Source organism: Rhizobium herbae (assembly GCF_019511375.1).
Lineage (GTDB): Bacteria > Pseudomonadota > Alphaproteobacteria > Rhizobiales > Rhizobiaceae > Pararhizobium > Pararhizobium herbae_A.
In genome coordinates, this window is record NZ_JAEUAO010000003.1 from 497,384 (window position 1) to 515,275 (window position 17,892).

Here is a 17,892-nt window from a genome sequence, read left to right on the forward strand (position 1 = left end):
CCAGGCAGCGCAACTGGTCCGCATCGACAGGCGATGCGGACCTTTTTTCTTACTTTAGAAAATCCACGAGCAATCGCACCTGCTGTTCGATCATATTAGTACCTTTGTGAACACGGCACCCGCGCGCTTCCGCAGCGACCAGCAAAGGCGTCATGTCCGGCTGCATGACGACTTCCGCAACGATGGTTCCCCTTTCAAGCCGCTCGACATCGACCGGCAAGGCATCCCCCTCATGCATGCCGAGCGCCGTGCCGTTGACGACGAGATCATAACCAGCCGGATCCGAAACACCTGCCGAAATCCGCGCATCCGGAAAGACACGCGCGAGTTCACCGGCAAGATGTTCGGCCTTGTCGCGCGAACGGTTGGCGATCGTCAAACCGGCAACGCCGGCCTGCAGAAGAGCATGTGCGACACCACTCGCCGCACCACCTGCTCCGACGAGCAAGGCCCGAAGCCCCTTCGGCTCGAACCCCTGATGCCTCAGGCCGGCGACGAAGCCTTCGCCGTCGAACATGCCGCCGGTCAAGCTGCCGTCCCGCTCCCGGCGGATGATATTACAGGCACCGACGAGATCGGCGGCACCAACTTTCCGGTCGCAAAGAGCTGCAACCGATCCCTTGTGCGGGATGGTAACCACCATGCCCGCGACATTCTCCATCGCCCGAAAACCCGCGACCGTATGCTCGAGCATGTCGGGCCGTACATCAAGCGGTACCATGACCATATCCAGTTCCTGTCGCGTGCATTCGGCATTGAACAAGGCAGGCGTTCGCACGTGGTGAACGGGATGGGCAAGCAGGGGAACGAAGCGGGTCTTTCCGGAAATCATGCAGTTCTTCCTTAAAACGGAGACAAGGCGCTTGCACGCGCTGTACAATCATATATCATATATGAAAATATCTTGAGAGTAATAATGCCTGATCCCCTTTCCATTTTCGATCCGCAACTCAACGTCTTCGGTGCTCCATCGCGCTATGTCCAGGGCCGTGAAATCCTCGACAGGATCGGCGGTTTCGCCGCGCAGATCGGCACGAGTGCCGTTCTGGTCGCGGATATCCATATCCTGCCGCTCATCGAAGACATCCTTCGCCAATCACTGGAAAAAGCTGGGATTTCAATCGTGATCCTCGCGTTTAAAGGCCAACTGGGGCTTGAAACAGCCCGGCAGCTCTCCACGGCACTGGGCAAGGACAATCCTGATATCGTCATCGCGGCAGGCGGCGGGCGCGCCATCGATGCGGCCAAGGCGCTCGCGGATCTACGCGGCCTCAAGCTGATCACCGTGCCGACCGTCGCCTCCAACGATGCGCCGACCAGCAAGAATTATGTCCTCTACGACGACAGTGACATCCTTATCGAGGTCCGGCACCTCGGCCGGAATCCGGATTTCGTGGTTGTCGACACGAACATTCTGGCCGGAGCGCCCAAGGCGATGTTCGCGGCTGGACTGGGCGATGCCTTGTCGAAAAAGGTCGAGGCGCTTGCCTGTGCTGACGGCCGTGGCACAACCATGTTCCGTGCCCGCCCGACACGGCTTGCGAGAGCGATCGCCTCCCTCTGTTACGACACGCTGATCACGCATGGCGCTGCTGCCTATGATGCTGCAGGCTCCGGAAAGCCGAACGAAGCCTTCGATGCTGCGGTCGAGGCGATGATCCTCATGGCAGGCCTCGGCTTCGAAAGCGGTGGCCTTTCGGTCCCGCATGCGCTCACGCGCGGCTTGCCGCTGGTTTCGGACGTCGCCCGAAAGCCGCACGGGTTCCAGGTCGCCTATGGCCTCGTGGTCCACCATCGGCTGCTCGGCGAAAGCCTTCCACCAGCCCTAACCACACTTTACCGGCATGCCGGCCTGCCCCTCAGCCTGAAGGCGCTCGCAGGGCACGCGGTCGATAGGACACACTTCCAGACAGTGGCCGAAGCGTCGATTGCCGTGCCGCATATGCTGAATTTCCCGCATCCGCTCACTACGAAACAAATTGTGGATGCGATGCAGGCCGTGGAGGCCGAGGCGGCTTGACGGCCTGCCCAACGAACAAACAGGAGGAAACAATGCCTAATCAGGATCAGACACGCCCCTTGGCGGTGGTGACCGGCGGCGGTACCGGCATCGGCCGGGCAGTTGCCGAGCTTCTCGCAGAAAGCGGCTATCATGTCGTCGCCCTCGGCCTCCATCGCGACGACGAACTCAACACCAATGTAACCTTCCACAAGGTCGACCTTACCGACACGGCGGCCAGCGTCGCAGCCCTGCCAGAAGGACAGCCGGTGGCCGCACTCGTCAACTGTGCCGGCATGTTGCGCCATCAGCAGGAATGGGAGACTGACGCCTTCGAACAGGTGATGCGTGTCAATGTCACCGCCGGCTTTGCCTTTGCGACGGCCCTTCTCGACAGGCTTGGGTCCGCCGGGGGCGCCGTCGTCAATATCGCCTCGATGTGGGCGATTTTCGGCTCACCCAGCGCTCCCGCCTATACCGCCAGCAAGGGGGCCGTCGCGGCCATGACACGTTCGCAGGCCGTTGCCTGGGCCGGACGCGGTATCCGGGTCAACTCCGTTGCACCCGGCTGGGTGGAAACACGGATTTCCGAAAAGGCACGCACGGATCCGTCCCGAGCCGAACGCATCGGCACCCGCATTCCCATGGGTCGATGGGCAAAACCCGCCGAAATCGCCTCCGTGGTACGCTTTCTGCTGTCATCCGACGCAGGCTATGTCACCGGCGCCATGATCCCGATCGACGGCGGTTATTCGATCTGCTGAGGAGAAAACAATGAAAGCCTGGATTCACGACAAGACCGGCGACCTCGATGTCCTGCAGTTGCGCGACATGCCGAAGCCCCGCCCTAAGCGCGGCGAACTGCTCGTCCGCAATCGCGCGATCGGCCTCAACCCCGTCGACTGGAAATTCATCCTCTGGGGTCACGACGCCTGGTCCTGGCCGCATATTCCCGGCGTTGATGGCGCCGGCGAAGTCGAGGAAATCGGCGAAGACGTCAGCCACATCGGTATCGGTGCCCGTGTCGCCTATCACAACGATCTGACACGGCAGGGCTCGTTTGCCGAATACACGCTTATTCCTGCACGGGCGGCCATTCCGCTGCCGGCTGGCCTGCCGTTCGCCGCGGCGGCCGCAATCCCCTGCCCCGGCCTGACCGCGCAACAGGCGATCGACAAGGTTCCTCTCAGGCCGGGAGCCCATGTTCTGGTCACCGGTGCTTCCGGCGCAGTCGGCGGCGCCCTGCTTCAGCTCGCCCGCGACAAGGGCTGCATCGTTCATGCCGTCGCCTCGGCATCGCAGACGGACCGCCTCCTGAAACTCGGCGCGGCGAGCATAACGGATTACCGCGAGGAAAGCTGGAAGGACGATTGGAAAGGCCGCGCGCGACATCAACCGCTTCAAGCAGTGTTCGACATGGTGAGCGGTGCACATGCCGCCAGCCTCGCGCCCCTTCTGACAGCAAACGGCCATCTCGTCTGCATCCAGGACAGGCAGGAGACCGCGCCGCTGCCGGCATTCACCACCACCATCTCGCTGCATGAGGTGGGCCTCAACGCGATGCACACCCATGCATGCGATCAGCAATGGGGACAGCTCGTCGCAAGCGGAGCCAGTATGGCGGGAGCAATCCACGAGGGACGTTTTGATGCCCAACTCATTGAAACGGCGGGCTTCGGCGACTTGCCGGCTGCGCTTGCCCGGCTGAAAGCAGGACCTAATTCGGGGAACCGTGTTGTCGTTCTATAGCCGACAAGCCCGGCGGCCGGCAGTCCCTGCAATTCTTGGTGCCAAGTCTCAGTGGAACACCTGGAATCTCAATGGTCGGTATCCACCGGCTGGACCCTTGATCCCGACACCGGCAACGTTGTCGGCACCCTCGACAGCATTTCGTTCGGTCAGCAGACTGCGGCGGCGGCTGATGGAACATTCAGCCAATCGCTAGAGATGTCCATGTCCGGCCTCGACATTGTCGGCGCAGATCTGCAGACGATCTTCGATCAGGCATCGAGATGATATCCTCAATACCCCAGAAGAAATGGTTCGCGTATTTGAACCCGGTATCAGGTTTGCCCCCCTGCGGGAACAGCCACCCCTGCCATGGGTCCATGGTCGTAATCGACGGCACCCCGGCGAGTTCGCACTGGGCGCTGACGTTCTTGATGCCCAAAGCTCCCTGAGCAAGAACGATGTTCACCTCGTCCGAATTGATGAGCTGCTGGGTTGCGCTCGTCGAGCGATCCGGGTTGGTCTGGTCATCAACATCGATGATCTCGACTTCATATGTCTTGCCGTTGTTGACGATGCCGCCTTTCAATGCCTCTCGGACCTGCTTCAGCAGGAACGAGTCCGCTTCGGCGAAGGTTGCGAAAAGGCCGGTGACCGGGCTGACATAGCCGACCTTCAGTTTGGCTCCTTGAGCCAATGCGGGCGCGGGAAAGACGCTCGAAGCGACCATTCCCGCCGCTCCGGCAGCGGCAGATCCCAATAGTGCGCGACGCGTGATGAACTCGGGATTTCGTGTCGTGATACTCATTTGAGTTCCCATTATTTTTGTGGGTATGATCTTTCCGATCGAAGTTCTGCGCCATCCACAAGAATGTGGATGCTGACGAATCTTCACCCCGATCTCTTGGAGATGCAGATAGGGATCAACGATATCGCGCGGACGCAGCCCTTCGGCAGCCCGGTAGGCCAAGGGCAACGCGAGCCTTGGCCTTAGCGCAAATTTCCATGTCTTTGCATAGCCGTGTCGGCGGCGGCCTGCTGCGGCGCCTCACCGTAGAAGGCGTTCTAGCTTTCCAGTAAGGGCATCGGCCGGATTGCCGATTTCGATGATGAGATCGAGGATCAGTCCGCTCCTGCTGGGGGTCAGATTGATCTTGTGTGCAGCCGTCTCTGCGACAGGTATCATTGGTAGAAAAATGCTTTAATGGCGTCATTGAACGCCTTCGCGGATTCAATGTTAATGATGTGCCGGCCAGGCAGGGAGACATGCCCGCCATGTTTGACCGCTGCAGCAATCGCCCTGAGATCGGCGGGCGGGCAGACGGGATCATCAGCACCGGAGATCGCCAGCAGCGGTTTGTCGATCTGGCCGATTTCGCTGCGCAGATCGGCATCGGCAAGGGCGGTACAGCAGCCCACATATCCGTCGACGGAGGTCGCCGCAAAACTTTCCAATATCCGGTTCACCCTGTTCGGCTCGGCTACATGAAAGGCCGGCGAGAACCAGCGTTCGGTTGTGGAGGCGGTTAGGGAATCAATTCCCTTCTGCCTGACAGCGTCGATACGTGTCGCCCAGCTTTCGGCGGTGCCAATCTTTGCGGCGGTAGCGGCGACGATGATCTTGTTGAAACGCTCGCTGGCATGGACGCCAAGCCACTGGCCGGTGAGCCCGCCTATGGAAAGGCCGCAGAAATGCGTCTGTGCAATGCCGAGCGAATCGAACAGTGCAATCGCATCGCGGCCGAGGTCTGATAGGGCGTAGGGAGAGCGGGGCGACGTGGACCTTCCGTGGCCTCGGAGATCGTAGCGTAGGATGCGGAAGTCACTGGAGAGGGCCTCCGCCTGCTCGTCCCACATATGCAGGTCCGTACCAAGTGAATTACAGAACGTTAGCCAGGGTTTTCCATCAGCGTCTCCGTCGATGCGGTAATGAAGGCTGTGGGTCGAAAGGTCGAGGCTTGTCATGGTCTGCATTCTTTCGATTAGGGGCATGTCTCCGGGCGAAGGCGACGGAGCGGCTCCCACCGGCCGAAGCAATTGGGCGGCAAGCCGATAGAACTCCCAGAAGGCCGAGCCTAGACCGAACACTATCATGCCGGAGCCGGGAACGAAGAAACGTCCCGAGGGAAATTGTCTCATCCAGGATTGAGCAGCGCAAAGTCTACGCCCTGCGCTGCCTGACCACAATAATCCGTGGGTTGGCGTAGGCGGCAAGGTGGAAGTTTCGCTTGCTAAGATGGCCGAATGCAAAGAACGCCTTCGCTGGCCACCGTAACATTGCCTTATGCCGCCGCGAGCTGAACAGCTTCGGCACTGCGGGCATTGTTGACCGCAAAGACCAGCATCGCCAAGGCCGAAATCGCAGCCGGAATGGCGAAGATCAGGAAATTCTGCTGCAGCGGAAGTTCCTGCGCCAGGAGGACCCCGCCGAGCGTCGGCCCGACGATGGCGCCGACGCGGCCGACGCCGGAAGCCCAGCCGAGCCCGGTAGAACGCACGGAGAGATTGTAGAGTTGTGCGACACTGGCATAGAGGAGGATCTGCGTGCCAATCGTCGTGGCGCCCGCAATAAAGATTGTCAGGAACAGCAGCCCCTCCGGCAGGTTGACGCCGATCAGCGCGATCGAGGCGGTGGCGGCGACGAAGAAGCCGACCACCACCTTCGGCAGGCCAAAGCGGTCGCCGAGCCAGCCGCCGGCGATCGCGCCCGCCATGCCGCCGAAATTGAGCGAGAAGAGGCTCAGGAGGCTGGCCCTCTCGGCATAGCCGGCTTCCTGCAGGACTTTCGGCAGCCAGGAAGACAGCAGGTAGACGAGCAGCAGACAGCAGAAGAAGGCCACCCACAGCATGAGCGTGCGCAAGCTGCGCTGATGGCGAAACAGCTCGGCCACAGATGCAGAAACGCCCATGGTTTCGGTGAAGACCAGCTTGTCGTCGCGGCCAAGGTGCGCCGACGGATCAATCTTCGCGTAGAGCTGCTTGGCCTTCTGCTGCTCGCCCTGACGGATGAGGAAGCCCAGCGATTCCGGCAGCTTCCACAGGATGACCGGAAGTATCAGCAGCGGCAGCGCGGCAACGAAGAACATCGGCTTCCAGCCGAACTGCGGGATGAGCCCGATGCCAAGGCTTGCGGCGACCATGCCGCCGACCGAATAGCCGGAGAACATCAGGGCCACCATGGTGCCGCGAAGGCGCTTCGGCGCGTACTCGTTCATCAACGCCACCGCATTCGGCATGAGCCCGCCGCATCCAAGACCAGCGACGAAGCGGAAGATCTTGAACTCGCCCGGCGAGCTGGCGAAGCCGGTCAGCAGCGTGGACGCCGTGAAGAGCACGAAGCTGATGGCGATGCCCTTCTTGCGGCCGATCCTGTCTGCAAGCGGTCCGAAAAAGAGGGCGCCGAACATCATGCCGAACAGCGCCCAGGCCTGCAGGGCGCCGGCCTGCGGCTTGCTCAGGCCCCACTCGGCGATCAGCGTCGGCAGCACTGTGCCGGCGACGAACACGTCATAGCCGTCGACGATCAGCAGCAGGGCGCAAAGCCCCACTACCAACCACTGGAACCCCCCGAACGGCTTGTTGTCTATCGCTTCATTTACATCGATGGTGCGCATGATCACTCCTCCTCGAGTCCGTTACGCATTCTAATTTGAAGTCTTCAGCCGGTGTCGCCGCCAGCCACAGGCAACACGCTGCCGGTGATGTAGGACGCCTCGTCGGAGGCCAGGAACAGGATCGGTGCGACCTGTTCCTCAATGGTGCCGTAGCGCTTCACGAAGCTGGTTTCCTTCACCTGACGCACAACATCGGCCATCCAGCCCTTTTCATCGGTGGAGTCGCCGGCGGCATTGCGCGGGATTCGGCGGGATGGCGCCTCGGTGCCGCCAGGCGCGGTTGCGACTACACGGATATTGCGCTGCGCCAGTTCCATCGCCAGCGATTGGGTGATGGCGTTCACGCCGCCTTTGGCTGCGGAATAGGGCACGCGGTGGATGCCTCGCGTCGCGTTCGACGACACGTTGACGATCGTGCCGCCCCCGCGCGCGAACAGATGCGGCAGGACGGCGTGGCAGCAGTAGAGCGTCGGCATCAGCGAGCGGCGGATTTCGGCATCAATCTGCGGCGGCTCGAATTCCGCGTAGGGACGCATGCGGATCGCCCCGCCGACATTGTTGATCAGGATGTCGATGCCGCCGAACGTTTCGGCGGCAAACCGCATCGCGGCGGCTGCCCCCTCATAGGTTTCGAGGTCGGCGTTGAAGGCAGCAGTTTCAAAGCCCCCGGCTTCGGCCGCCACCTCGGCGACGAACTCTGCGCGATCAACGAGCAGCACCTTGCCACCTTCCCGCGCGGCGCGCAGCGCCACAGCGCGGCCGATCCCCTGCGCGGCGCCGGTCACAACCAGCACCTTGCCGGTGAAACGGCCCGCGAAACGAGGCGCACTCATGCGGCCTCCCTCGCCGCCGCATTGGGCGTAAACTTCTCGTAATGGAAGCTCTGCGGCTTTACGCCCTGCTCGTCAAAATGCTTGCGCACGGCATCAACCATGGGCGGCGGGCCGCAGAGATAGACGTCCACATCACCGTTATGCAGCACCTCTGCCGGTACATGCTGGGTCACCCAGCCCTTGCGCGGATGACTGGAGGCTTCCTCGGCGACGACGGTGCTGTAGGTGAAATTGGGGAGCCGTTTGGCATAAGCCTCGATCTCGTCGACTAGCACCAGGTCCAGGTCCCGGGTCACGCCGTAGATGAGGTGAACCTGCTGCTGAGAATTCGCACGCGCCAGCACTTCGAGCATCGACAGGAACGGCGCGAGACCGGTGCCGCCGGCAAGAAACAGCAGCGGCCTCTGGGCGTCGCGCAGGTAAAAACTCCCGAGCGGCCCTGTCAGCTCGAGTTTCGTGCCGACCTCCGCGCGTTCCAACCAGGTGCTCATCAACCCGCCAGGCATCTTCTTGATCAGGAAGCCGACGCGCCCTTCGCCCGGCGCCGAGCTGAAGGAATAGGAACGGCTCTGACCGCTGCCGGGGACGTCGATGTTGACGTACTGGCCGGGCAAAAAGGCAGGCGCGGCATTCACGTCCAGCTCCAGTACGATCGCGGCATCGTTGTGGGGGCTGACGCGCGCCACTGTCGCGGAGAACGTCTGCTGCCCCGTCTTGCACGCCACCGATGTCGTCGGCACGGCGATCACGCAGTCGGAGGACGGCCTCATCTGGCAGGTCAGCACAAGGCCGCTTTCGGCCTCGTCCGCCGTCAGCGCATCGTCGATGAAATCGTCACCGAGGTCGTAGCTGCCGCTCTCGGCCCGGCACTTGCAGGTGCCGCACACGCCGTCGGAACAGTCCATCGGCAGGTTGATCTTGCTGCGGAAGGCGGCATCGAGAACCTTCTCGCCATCTTTGCACTCGATGAACCGGGTTACCCCGTCCTCGAAGTTCAATGCGATCCTGTAGCAGGCCATGAACCCTCCTCCTCTATTCGTAGCGGCCAGCGACGCCTGTCAGATGTGATAGACGTCGATGACCTGGCGGATGTAGTCGTTCTTCAGCACGATCTTCTTGCTGGCGATCAGCAACCCGCCGTCGCTCTTGCGCAGGGTGACGAACATGGTGCCGAAGAACTGGTCGGTAACCTTGTAGCGATGGTTCAGCGTGTGGAAGTTGTAGCGCACGTCGACTTCGTCGCCCCGGTGCGCCACTACTTCGACGTTGGAGACGTTGTGGCTGGTGCGCGGTTCCGGCGTGGAGGCGCCGGAACGCTCGGTCTTGATGCGGAACACTCGGTCTTCCAGGCCGTCGCGGTTCGCGTAGTAGATCAACGAGATCTGCGACTGCGGGTCTTCAGTAAGCTGGTCGTTGTCGTCCCAGGCCGGCATCCAGTAGGTCACGTCTGGCGCGTAGCAGGTCAGCCATTCGTCCCACGCACGGTCGTCCAGAAGGCGCGCCTCCCGATAGAGGAAAGCGCAGATGGCGTCATAGGAAAGGCTCATGCGACGACTCCATTCTTCTCGCTGGAGAGCGCCTCGCGCATCACCTTGGCCCAATATTCGTGCTGACGGACGAACAGGCCCTCGTCCTCGCTGCGCTCCCCGGACAGGAGCGGCTCGATGCCCATGCGCCTGGCGTTCTCGTCAGGACCGTCGATCCACAGAGGGGCGCCGCGCGACAGGTCGTTCCACAGCGCGGCGGTGCCGGCATAGCCGGCCTGGCAGGCGCGGAACTCCTCGAGGTCGTCGGCAGTGCCCATGCCGGAGACGTTGAAGAAATCCTCGTACTGGCGGATGCGCAGCCTGCGGTCCTCTTCACTCTCGCCTTTCGGTGCGAAGCAAAAAATGCTGATTTCGGTCTTGTCGACGCTAATCGGACGGGTGACGCGAATTTGCGTCGAGAACTGGTCCATCAAGAAGACATTCGGATAGATGCAGAGATTGCGGGTCTGGTTGACGATAAAGTCCGCCTTGTCTTCACCGACGCGGGACCTGATCTCCTCGCGGTGACCGTAAACCGGACGGACCTCCGGGTTCATTGTGTTCGTCCAAAGAAGGATATGACCGTTTTCGAAGCCGTAGACGCCTGCTACAGACCGGCTCCAGCTGTTTGCATCGACCGCCTTCGTGCCCTCTTCCTTGCGCCGTCCCATGGTCGCCGCATAGTTCCAGTGCACGGAGCTAACGTGATAGCCGTCACAGCCATTCTCCATCTGCAGCTTCCAATTGCCGTCGTAGATGTAGGACGAGTTGCCCCGCAGCACTTCCAGCCCGTTTGGCGCCTGGTCGACGATCTGGTCGATGATGACCTTCGTCTCCCCGAGGTAGTCTTCCAGCGTCTGCACATCCTCCTTGAGGCTGCCGAACAGGAAGCCGCGATAGTTTGCAAATCGCGGCACGCGCTTGAGGTCGTGCGAGCCGTCCTTCGCAAACTGCGGCGGATACTGCGTGGATTTCTCGTCCTTGACCTTGAGGAGCTTGCCGGTGTTGGAGAAGGTCCAGCCGTGGAACGGACAGGTAAAGCTGCCCTTGTTGCCGTGCTTGCGCCTGCAAAGCATCGCACCGCGATGGGCACAGGCATTGATGACGGCGTGCAATTCCCCGTTCTTGTCGCGGGTCACGACAACCGGCTGACGACCGATCGCGGTCGTGTAATAGTCGTTGTTCTCCGGCACCTGGCTTTCATGGGCCAGATAGACCCAGTTGCTCTCGAAGATGTGCTTCATCTCCAGCTCGAACAGGTCTTCATTGGTGAAGATGTCGCGGCGGCAGCGGAATATGCCGGCTTCCTTGTCGTCCTGCACGGCGGTGGCGAGCAGGTGATCGAGGTCCCGGGCCTTGTCTATAATCGCAGACATGATCTCTCTCCCGCAAAGAACGCGCTGTGACCGGCGCAGCCTTTGCAACAATGTCGATGATGACGATGGTGTCAGGGCCGGCAGCCCACACCGGCTGCCGGCTTTGCCGCTCAGGCAGCGGCGCGCTTGCGCTGCTCGTTGATCTGGTTGTCGACGCCATTCACGAGCGCCGTGAGATGAATGTCGAACGCGATCTCCGCAAACGGGCCGCTCAGGCCGTTCGCCTCAATGCTGGCCTCGTCGGTTCGCTCGACAACGGCCGGCACTAGGCCGTCGCGCGTCGCATAGGCGAAATCGTCGTTGACCAGCGGGTCGCCTTCGATGTTGATCTGGGTCGTCAGCTTACGGTGACCGTCGGCGCTGATGAAGAAGTGGATGTGCGCGGGACGCTGGCCATGGCGGCCAAGCGCAGAAAGCAACTGCTCGGTCGGGCTGCCGGGCGGCACGCCGTAACCATGCGGGACGATGCTCCGGAACTTGTAACAGCCGTTCTCATCGGTGACGATCGTGCGGCGCATGTTGAACGGCGCCTGCTTTCCGGTCGGGTCGAAGTGCGAATAGAAACCGCGCGTATCACAGTGCCACACCTCCACCGTGGCGCCCGGCAGCGGCTTGCCGTCGACCCCGTAGACGGTGCCATGCATGATGAGGGTGTGGCCGTTCTCGTCGGTGCCGTCGTCGAGACGGGCGAAGCCGTGCGACACCGGCGCACCAGCCACGTAAAGCGGTCCCTCGATGGTGCGCGGGGTAGGATTGTCGATGCCTAGGGCCTTGTCGATCGCGTCGAGACGCTCGTCGAGGAAATGGTCAAGGCCAAGGCCGGGGGAGATCAGGCCCGCCTGACTGGCGGCGCCGATCTCATTGAGCCAGGCGATACCGGTCCAGTATTCGTCGGGAGTGATGTCGAGATCATCGATCGCCTTGAACAGGTCGGACACAATTCGATGAACGATCTCTTTGACGCGCGGATTGCCGTCGGTCCTGTCCAAACCGCTCAGGATCTTGAGAAACTCCTGGATATCCGGTCTGTCGAAAATCTTCACGTTCATGTTGATTCCTCCACTTGGATTTTTGAAACTGCGGCGGTTCCCGTCCTCCCGGGACCAACCCCTAACGAAGATTCTAGGTATCGTCCTCACGGATCGCGGAGGGGTGCCTCAGAAGCGGCGTCACCTCGATGTCCATGAATCTGAATAGCGGAAGTCCCGAGAGAACCTCGTGCAGTTCCGCATTGTCCCTGACGTCAAAGACGCTGTAGTTCGCGTACTGACCGGCAATCCGCCAGATATGCCGCCACTTGCCGCTGCGCTGCTGTTCCTGCGAATAGGCCTTCTCCCGGGCCACGACTTCGGCCACCTCGGCAGCGGGCAGGTCATGGGGAAGGTTCACGTTCATCCGAACATGAAAAAGCATGGTCTCACCCCACCACACGCAAGGTCGAAGCTTGCTTGCCATCCCTGCGGAAGCGATTGACGGCTTCCTCGGAGAGCATCACACCGAGCCCTGGACCCGTTGGTAATCGCAGCTCAAAATTCTCGAAGCGCAGCGGCTCCTCCAGGAGTTCCTCGGTCAGGAGCAGCGGTCCGAAGAACTCGGTGCCCCATTCCAGCTCCTTGACGGTTGCCATCAGCTGAGAGGCAGCGATCGTGCCGATTGGCCCCTCAAGCATAGTGCCGCCATAAACGCTGACGCCCGCAGCTTCCGCGATCGCGATCACCCGGGCGGCGGCAAACAACCCTCCGGCCTGCTCGATCTTGATTGAGAACACGTCGGCGGCCCGCGCAGTCGCCGCCTCGAGCGCGCTTTCCGGCCCGACGAGAACCTCGTCGGCCATGATGGCGATGGGGGAAACCCGCTGCAGACGGGCGAGCGATGCGATCCCCTCTACCGGTTGTTCGACCAGCACGCAGCCGGCATCGGCCAGGGCCGCGATTGCATTGCGCGCCTCCCGCTCCCGCCACGCCATGTTCACGTCGACACGTATGGAGGCCATGTCCGGTAGTGCGTTGCGGATAGCGCCCACATGGCGGATGTCATCTTCAATCGATTTTACGCCGATCTTCAGTTTGAAGTCCTTGTGGCGCCGCCGGTCGAGCATGGCTTGCGCCTCGTCGATGTCCCTGACCGTGTCGCCGGAAGCGAGCGTCCAGGCGATTGGGAGGCTGTCACGGCGTCGGCCACCAAGCAGTTCGGACATCGGCAGACCGAGGCGGCGCGTATGGCAATCGAGCAGGGCCGCCTCGACAGCGCATTTGGCGAAGTGATTTCCCTTCACCGCTTTGACGACGAGGTCCATGGCTGCCTGGATGCGCGTCGCGTCACAGCCGATCAGCAGCGGCGCGATATACGCGTCGATCGTGAGTTTCATGCCTTCCGGGCTTTCGGCCCCGTAGGCGAGACCGCCGATCGTCGTCCCCTCTCCGAGCCCCTCGAAGCCGTCGGTGCAGCGGACGCGAACGATAGTCATGCTTTGCCGGTTCATGGTCACCATCGACAGCCGATGGGGCCGAATGGTAGGCAGATCGAGTATAATCGTTTCGATCTCACTGATGCGGATTTCGGATGACACCGGCTTTCCTCCCTTGAGTACTGGGAAATTAGCGCCCACTTTTGCATCAGTCCAAAACTATAAAAGTTGGATTTGATACCTGAAAGGTATGATCATGGAGCTCAGGCAACTGCGCTACTTTCTTGCCGTCGCACGCGAACGGAACTTCTCGCGGGCCGCGGAAACCCTGCATATTGCACAGCCGCCCCTCAGCCGGCAGATCCAGCAATTGGAGGACGAACTCGGTGTTCCGCTGATCGACCGCTCGAGCCGTCCTCTCGATCTGACGCAGGCCGGCCGCTTCTTCTACGAGCAGGCCGGGCAGATCATCGCTCGGACCGAGCACATGCGCGAGCAGACGCGCAAGATCGGCTTGTCGCGGCGGGAGCGCTACGTCATCGGCTGCGTCGGCTCGACCCTTTATGGCGGCATCCCGGACCTCGTCCGCCGCATGCGCAAGCGCTGGCCGGATCTTGACATCGAGATCCGGGAAATGATGTCAATTGAGCAGGTCACTGCTCTCAAGGAGAGACGGATCGATGTCGGCTTCGGCAGGGTCCGGTTCAACGATAGGGAGATCGAGAGGCTGACGCTTCGAGAGGAGCGACTGGTCGTCGCCTTCCCCAAGGGACATCCAAAATCGCTTTCCACTGAACCGATTGCCCTTGCCGAACTCGCCGGCGAGCCGCTGGTCGTCTATCCGTCGGCGCCGCGTCCGAGCTTTGCCGACGAGATCCTCAACATGTTGACGGAGCAAGGCATCTCACCTGGGAGCGTGGAAGAAGTCCGTGAAATTCAAACGGCATTGGGTATCGTGGCGGCCGGGGTAAGCTTATGCGTCGTTCCCGCGGCGTCGCAGCGGCAAAGACCCGACGACGTGTGTTACCGTATCATAAAAGACGAGAACGCTACCTCCCCGATCATCATGAGTTTCAGGCGCGACGATGCGAAGGGAAGGGTCGAAGAGATCAAGCAGCTCATTCGCGAAATGTACGCCGACAACCCCCCTTGGCTGCAACTATCCAACGTTCAACTCGATCAGGCTTGAGTTTTTGCAAGCGCGACTTCCCAAAATCACCGGTGGCGCTCTTGAAGGGGTGCGAACCCGCGGCCCGCCGGCCACTTGAAACTAACCAATTGAAATAAGGTGACGATGTCCTCACCCCTCCGCGGTGCCGTGCGCCGTCTTGCAGCAGTTGAAGAGCTTCGGACCAGACGCGGTGGATCGGCAGGATCACTCATCCATTGGAAACGCCGCTGGTTCATCTTGCGGGTACGTCTCAATCTTCGGCGCGTCTTTCAACCGGCATCGGCCGACTTGCGCAGCTCAGGGCCATCGGAGCAGCCGCACACTGTCACAGTCAACCTGCGCTTCCCATCGTGCATCGAGCTGTCGCTGAAATCCCGTCAAACGTACGCTCTGGCAAGCGATCAATCTTCTGTTCCTTGACCAGAGCGGACCGCGGCATACCTTCGAGCGACGGGAAAGTTGCCGTCCGAGGCGCGTAATGCCTCGATGCGTCGCTCCCACGCGACAGCACCCTGGTGCTTGGCCATAGCGCGCGCTGACTCAAGAGCTTCGCGGCTTGCTTCCGCCGTGGAGTCAGCCCGCATGGCAGCAATGCGCATGAATTCTGGCCCGCACCACAGGCTTCCTTTCGTTTCAAGTCTCTCGAGCAACTCATCGCTCAATGCGGCAGGCGTAAGCGACGCGAAAACTTCCGCTTGCATCGCTGTCGCGTCCCTGGGGAACACGTTCGTTCCAGTCAGTATCGCTGCAAACCCGTCCGACCATGCCTGCCAATGTCTGAGGCCACGCTTTGTTGCCCGCCGTACTAGATCGCGGTTCCACTCGTCGGCCAATTCGCGTTCACCGCACCACATCGCCACAGGGATACATCCAATCGCTAGCCCGTAGCAGATCGACAGATCATGATCCAAGGCCAGTGCGTCCTCGGCGCAGTCCTTGGCAAGCTCCAGCGCGCGCTCGCTGTCGCCCTGCAACCAAGTTATGCGCATGAGAAGAGCAAGTACGGCGGTCTTGCCATCAACTTGCGCGTGGTTCGTATGATTTGCTCGAACCGGTGCGTCATCACCTGCGATCACCTTCATCAAGAGGCGGAGGGACTCTTCCTGATTGCCGATGAAATGATGGGAAAGAGCGAGCATGTGATCGGCGGTCTGGATGTTTGCAAGTTCGCCGGTATCGTACGCGGGGCCTTTGAATCCCTCAGCCAAGGAAAGGCTCTCGTGATAATTCCCAAACAAGATGGCCCGTGCCCACAAGCCCCAGACGGCACGAAGCTTATGACCTTGAAGGTCAAGCTCGTCGGCGATTTCGACCGCCCGCTTGAAGGCGTCATTCATGTCCTCGGTCGGTCCAGACGTGTGCCACAGGGCGTGGCCAAAGGTCGCCAGTAGTTCAAGTTCCGCGGCCGAACCTACCAGATCAGTCCCCGAAATGGATGCCATCGCCCTCCGGGCAATGGCAAGATATTCTGATGGCAAAGAGAGGTGGAACCAGATCGACGCCGACGCGACGACCAGATCCAGGCCAAGTTTGTGATCGCCCGACGTAAACGCCCAGTCGAACACCGCCCTGAGATCATCGACCCGCCAGCTATTGACGGCGAGCCATTGGGCTGGGTTCTTACCGTCCCAGGTCGTGATCTCCGACGAGAACAGCTTCAAGCATTTCTGACCGTGCCGTTGCATGGTCTCGTTGAACTCGGCGCCCTTACCGAGCTTCTCCGCTGCGTAGAAGCGGGTGGTATCGAGCAGACGGTAAAGGGAAGACCGATCGCGACGATCCATCGTCACGAGGGATTTCTCGACCAAGGCCGTCAGGGCATCGAATACGACGAAATCTTCCAGACCGGGCCCCAGACACACTGCGATAGCCGAGTCGAGTTCGAACGAAGAACGGAAGACAGACAGGCGTCTGAAGACTGCCTTCTCTGTGTCGGATAGTAGCTCGTGGCTCCAATCCAGTGTAGCCCGAAGCGTCTGCTGGCGCGGCATGGCAGTTCGCCGACCTCTCGTGAGCACGGTGAACCGATCATCTAGCCGCCGGGCCATTTCCTGCACGTTGAGAAGGTCCATGCGCGAGGCGGCCATCTCCAAGGCCAGCGGTATCCCGTCGAGACGGCTGCAGATGTCCAGCACCGCCGGGACGTCGGAATCGGTGAGCTCGAAGCCGCTGGAACTCGCTTCAGCCTTGTTGCAGAATAGCTGGACGGCAGAAAACTCGCGAGCCTCCCTTGTGGTCATGCCGGTTGCGTATGCGGGTACTTCTAGCGTCTGCAGGCGGAAGATCGATTCTCCAGCGGCTCTGAGAGGTTCGCGGCTTGTGACCAGGATGTTCACACCCAGCGCGCCCTGCAGGATGGTTTCAGCCAGTCGCGCCACAGCGTCGACGACGTGCTCGCAATTATCGAAGACAATAAGGACAGTCTCGTCCGCAAGCGCCGCAACAATCGCCTGCTCGGCACTGCCCGAGACCGCGATGCCCAACTGACTGGAAAGCGCCGAGACGACGAGGGTGCCGCTGGCCAGGGGGGCCAGGTCAATGAAACAGCCAGCGATCTTTTGCTCGTTCGCCACCCGGTGAGCAACAGCCAGAGCGACAGTTGTCTTTCCGATCCCGCCCGGACCGGCGATTGTGACAAGTCGCCGATCAGGAAAGAGCTCGGATAATCCGTGAACCACCTCATCACGGCCGATGATCCGGCCCAGGCTTGCCGGCAAGAAGTATGAAGGTCGAGGAGAAGCTGTCGGAACCGGAGCAGCTTGCGCCCCCGCGACAGAGACCGGAATCACCCACCGGTATCCGCGCCCAGTCTCGTTCTGGATAAAGCTGATACCGTCCGCTGTTTCGCCAAGGACCTTTCTCAGCGCGGACAAGTGAACCCTCATTGCATTCTCATCGACCGTCGCGTCAGGCCATGCCCGCTGCATCAACTGCTCTTTTGTGACCAGCTCTCCGGCTTTCTCCACGAGCAAGATCAGCAACTCCAGCGCACGGGCGCCTAGGCGGACGGGCTCGCCGTCAGCGAAGAGAGATCGTTTCGAAATGGAGAGGGTAAATCTGTCGAAGGTGAAGGTGCTGTCTTGCATGGCCATCATTAGAGAGGGGCGATCTTCTGTCAGATCCTTTTAGCAACAACGAGAAGCGCCGTCTTCCAAGAGATTCCTGTTTTTCGTTCCCGGCGCTCCTCGCCGCCACGCAAAGCGCCATTAAGCCCCTTTGCAACTCTTCACAAAGCTTA

At 61.0% G+C, this 17,892-nt stretch carries 16 protein-coding genes and 1 pseudogene; 4 read left to right on the plus strand and 13 right to left on the minus strand.

From position 1 onward, the window contains the following. Positions 1–49: 49 nt before the first annotated feature. Positions 50–832, minus strand: a complete 783-nt coding sequence (locus JNB71_RS15430; RefSeq protein WP_220372674.1) for a shikimate dehydrogenase family protein — start codon at positions 830–832, stop codon at positions 50–52. 84 nt (positions 833–916) lie between these two features. Between JNB71_RS15430 and JNB71_RS15435 the strand changes: the two genes are divergently transcribed. The 3 genes from JNB71_RS15435 to JNB71_RS15445 are packed head-to-tail and all read left to right on the plus strand — an operon-like array spanning position 917 to position 3,748. Further along, positions 917–2,020, plus strand: a complete 1,104-nt coding sequence (locus JNB71_RS15435) for a glycerol dehydrogenase (protein ID WP_220372675.1) — start codon at positions 917–919, stop codon at positions 2,018–2,020. Positions 2,021–2,052: 32 nt separating this feature from the next. Beyond that, positions 2,053–2,763, plus strand: coding sequence for an SDR family NAD(P)-dependent oxidoreductase (locus JNB71_RS15440; RefSeq protein ID WP_220372676.1), 711 nt, complete (start codon positions 2,053–2,055; stop codon positions 2,761–2,763). Positions 2,764–2,773: 10 nt separating this feature from the next. Continuing rightward, entirely contained in the window at positions 2,774–3,748 is a 975-nt protein-coding gene (locus tag JNB71_RS15445; RefSeq protein ID WP_220372677.1) for a zinc-binding dehydrogenase, read from the plus strand. Positions 3,749–3,929: 181 nt separating this feature from the next. Here the strand turns inward: JNB71_RS15445 and JNB71_RS15450 are convergent, their stop codons facing one another. From JNB71_RS15450 to JNB71_RS15495, 11 genes and pseudogenes are all read right to left on the minus strand, one after another. After that, a complete protein-coding gene (locus JNB71_RS15450; RefSeq protein WP_223215866.1) occupies positions 3,930–4,535 on the minus strand; it encodes an ABC transporter substrate-binding protein in 606 nt (201 codons plus the stop codon). 188 nt (positions 4,536–4,723) lie between these two features. After that, positions 4,724–4,886, minus strand: a pseudogene (locus JNB71_RS24825) (ISNCY family transposase); the annotation flags it as partial. 23 nt (positions 4,887–4,909) lie between these two features. Next, positions 4,910–5,692 carry a 3-oxoadipate enol-lactonase gene (gene pcaD / locus JNB71_RS15455; protein ID WP_220372678.1) on the minus strand — a complete coding sequence of 261 codons (783 nt, stop codon included), beginning with the start codon at positions 5,690–5,692 and terminating at the stop codon, positions 4,910–4,912. Positions 5,693–6,009: 317 nt separating this feature from the next. Further along, entirely contained in the window at positions 6,010–7,341 is a 1,332-nt protein-coding gene (locus JNB71_RS15460; protein WP_220372679.1) for an MFS transporter, read from the minus strand. Positions 7,342–7,385: 44 nt separating this feature from the next. Further along, complete coding sequence (gene benD / locus JNB71_RS15465; RefSeq protein ID WP_220372680.1) at positions 7,386–8,174, minus strand: benzoate diol dehydrogenase BenD; 789 nt, start codon at positions 8,172–8,174, stop codon at positions 7,386–7,388. Then, positions 8,171–9,193 (minus strand): benzoate 1,2-dioxygenase electron transfer component BenC, encoded by a 1,023-nt coding sequence (gene benC, locus JNB71_RS15470; protein WP_220372681.1) that lies wholly within the window; start codon positions 9,191–9,193, stop codon positions 8,171–8,173. The genes benD and benC overlap by 4 nt, the downstream gene beginning before the upstream one ends. Positions 9,194–9,232: 39 nt before the next feature. Continuing rightward, complete coding sequence (gene benB, locus JNB71_RS15475; protein ID WP_220372682.1) at positions 9,233–9,721, minus strand: benzoate 1,2-dioxygenase small subunit; 489 nt, start codon at positions 9,719–9,721, stop codon at positions 9,233–9,235. After that, positions 9,718–11,076, minus strand: coding sequence for a Rieske 2Fe-2S domain-containing protein (locus JNB71_RS15480; RefSeq protein ID WP_220372683.1), 1,359 nt, complete (start codon positions 11,074–11,076; stop codon positions 9,718–9,720). The genes benB and JNB71_RS15480 overlap by 4 nt, the downstream gene beginning before the upstream one ends. 110 nt (positions 11,077–11,186) lie before the next feature. Beyond that, positions 11,187–12,125, minus strand: a complete 939-nt coding sequence (gene catA, locus JNB71_RS15485) for a catechol 1,2-dioxygenase (protein ID WP_220372684.1) — start codon at positions 12,123–12,125, stop codon at positions 11,187–11,189. A gap of 73 nt (positions 12,126–12,198) precedes the next feature. After that, a complete protein-coding gene (gene catC / locus JNB71_RS15490) occupies positions 12,199–12,489 on the minus strand; it encodes a muconolactone Delta-isomerase (protein WP_220372685.1) in 291 nt (96 codons plus the stop codon). A gap of 4 nt (positions 12,490–12,493) precedes the next feature. Next, positions 12,494–13,645, minus strand: a complete 1,152-nt coding sequence (locus JNB71_RS15495; protein ID WP_220372686.1) for a muconate/chloromuconate family cycloisomerase — start codon at positions 13,643–13,645, stop codon at positions 12,494–12,496. 94 nt (positions 13,646–13,739) lie between these two features. Between JNB71_RS15495 and JNB71_RS15500 the strand changes: the two genes are divergently transcribed. Further along, the gene (locus tag JNB71_RS15500) at positions 13,740–14,672 is read left to right on the plus strand and encodes a LysR family transcriptional regulator (protein WP_220372687.1); all 933 of its coding nucleotides are present in this window, start codon (positions 13,740–13,742) and stop codon (positions 14,670–14,672) included. 383 nt (positions 14,673–15,055) lie between these two features. Here JNB71_RS15500 and JNB71_RS15505 read toward each other — a convergent pair whose 3' ends face one another. Continuing rightward, positions 15,056–17,749 carry an ATP-binding protein gene (locus JNB71_RS15505; protein WP_220372688.1) on the minus strand — a complete coding sequence of 898 codons (2,694 nt, stop codon included), beginning with the start codon at positions 17,747–17,749 and terminating at the stop codon, positions 15,056–15,058. Positions 17,750–17,892: the final 143 nt, after the last annotated feature.